The sequence below is a fragment of the Methylobacterium nigriterrae genome, assembly GCF_037106235.1.
GTDB lineage: Bacteria > Pseudomonadota > Alphaproteobacteria > Rhizobiales > Beijerinckiaceae > Methylobacterium > Methylobacterium nigriterrae.
The window spans coordinates 1-2374 of record NZ_JBAWTG010000298.1 but is presented as its reverse complement, the minus strand read 5'-3'; the positions used below and the strand labels follow the sequence as shown (position 1 = coordinate 2374).

The 2374-nt window shown below is 64.3% G+C and carries 1 protein-coding gene and 1 pseudogene; one reads left to right on the top strand and one right to left on the bottom strand.

The features are described from left to right. The first annotated feature begins 1000 nt into the window (after positions 1 to 1000). The gene (locus WDW90_RS36410; RefSeq protein WP_336492608.1) at positions 1001 to 2065 is read left to right on the top strand and encodes a glycoside hydrolase family 19 protein; all 1065 of its coding nucleotides are present in this window, start codon (positions 1001 to 1003) and stop codon (positions 2063 to 2065) included. An 88-nt stretch (positions 2066 to 2153) separates the two neighbouring features. Here WDW90_RS36410 and WDW90_RS36405 read toward each other — a convergent pair. After that, a pseudogene (locus WDW90_RS36405) lies at positions 2154 to 2263 on the bottom strand (IS6 family transposase); the annotation flags it as partial. Between the last annotated feature and the right edge of the window lie 111 nt (positions 2264 to 2374).

Sequence of the window (2374 nt, the reverse complement as noted above, 5' to 3'; positions counted from 1 at the left end):
CGAACTCCCATCCGGGCCTGCGGCGTGTGAGCCGCATCAAAGGCCGCACACATGTCAGCACCCGACCACGTGCCACACCGCTCTTGAAGATTTCTCTTGTTCCTAAAGGGGCGTCCACACATGTCGCAAACCTTTGTCCGGTTGCCCAAGAGCCGTGGCAAGGTACGTTCGGCCCTAGCCTGAAGTTGCATTCTGCGCGCTCAGGGTGTCCTCTGTGCTACTTAAGGATGCTGAAGCTTGGGTGTGTAGGCCCCTGGCGAACCGCCGAAAAACTTTGCGACACCCCCGCACCGCTCGTCGGCGATCTCGAAATGGCAGTCCTGCTCCAATTCGGTTCAATCCTGAGGGCTTGGCAGACATCAACAATCGTCTAGTCGCGCACGGCCTTGCCGCAGAGCAGATTGCAGATGGTGCTCTCGACGTAGCCGGTGAGCTCGGCGAGATGGATGCGGGTGTGGACCGGTCTACGCGTTCGTCGAAGCGGTTCTGCGCGCCCGGGGTCGGCAGCCTGCGGCCGTGCAGCGATTGAGCTCTATGACTCAATTAGACCGCGGTCAGCGTTAAGACAGACACCTCATCACCTTGATGCAGCTTATACAACGTGGGATCATGAATATATCGGACCCCGAATGAGACGGTAACGTACATTAGTCTCATCTCGCGTCCACGCTTTAGGTGCATGGTCTGAGCGTCTGCGGGAAGCCACTATGGCTGATGCAGTAAATTTATCGTCGATCACGAACGCCGCTCGGAGCGCCGCGCGCTCGCGCATCACCCGCGATGTTCCCGTGCGACGTGATGTGCTCTGCGACGGCGGGGCCTCGGCACTGAGCGCGGTCCGGGCCTGTTGCAACCTTTTTCGGCACCCAACCACACCCGTGAGCGCGGAGATCTTCCGCAGCCTGAAGTGGCGTTCTGAGAGCAGAATTTCGTGACACGCAACCCAGGGCTAGGGCTTGCCGCTCAAACTCGTAGCCCACCTAGGAGGCGGAATTCTTCAATGGCTGATGCAACGGTGATCGGCACGGGAGCGCAGACCCTCACGGCTCTTCTGGTGTGCGGTGTGATGGGCCTGCTCGGTCAGGGCGTGCGCGCCGTGGTGGGCCTTAAGAACGCCGGCACTCTGAAATCGATGATGCCGAACCAAGGCAGCGAGTTTGATGCGTCGTATCTTCTCTTGAGTCTGATGATCGGCTTCATTGCCGGTATCCTGGCGGGGCTGGCGACCGGACTGAATGATTTCACCACCGCTGTGACACTTCAACGGCTGCTCGGCCTCGCAGCCGCCGGCTATGTCGGCGCAGACTTCGTCGAGAACTCGATGTCGCTCGTGCTGCCGCGAGGCCCGGCTTCTCCACGATCGGCGCTGCCGACCGTCATGCCCGCGCCGCCTCCGCCGTCCTCAGCCCACGACGTACCCTCACCGGGGAGTGCCCCGAACGAGGCGCTGGCCTCTGCGCTCCGCGCGGTTGCCCCGGGCTGCAACGCCGCGAAATGGGCGCCCGCCCTGACGGTAGCTTTCGACAAATACGGCCTCGACACCGACCGGCGGAAGGCCGCGGCGCTCGGCCAGTTCCTGGTCGAGGCGGGGCCCGACCTCAGGGAGATCTCTGAGGACCTCTACTACACCCACGTCGAGGCGGTAATGGCCGCCTTCGGCCCACACTTCCGCGACGCCACCGAGGCGGAGGGCTACCTGCGTAACCCCGAGAAGCTTGCGAACCGCGTCTACGCCAGCCGCCTCGGCAATGGCGACGAGGCCTCGGGCGACGGCTGGCGCTACCGCGGGCGCGGCCTGATCCAGATCACCGGCAAGGACGCCTACGCGGCCTTTGCGGCGACCACCGACCAGTCGGTCGAGGCGGCGGCCGCCTACTGCGAGACCGCCGAGGGCGCTGCGATGTCTGGCTGCTGGTACCTCGCCAGCCACCGCTGCCTGCCCTACGCCGATGGCTGGGACATCGCCGAGATCACCCGGCTGGTGAACGGGCCGCGAATGCTCGGCTTTGCGCACCGCCTCGCGTTCTCGGACGCGATGCTGCGGCGGCTGCAGGGCTCCGCGTGACGTTCGCCCGCTGGCCCGTTCCGGCAGCCGCAACGGGCCTGTCGCAAACGCGGGCGTCAGCCGCCGTAGAGGCTGCGTCGGCCTCGTTTCAGACTTTGTTAACCACTGGAAATCCGAAGCAGACCGCCAGCAGCTGGTTCTGCTCGCGACGGTCCACACGCCAGCGAACCCGAAGCCCTTGCGCAGCCACAACCCTGGCGCCAAACCCCGTTACTCGGACAGATGGGGTGATTGGGGTCAGGCCGCGGTTCGGCTGAAGGCGGCTGCTCCTGTCGAGATGTGAGATCGTGGTCGACGTCGGATCGCCAC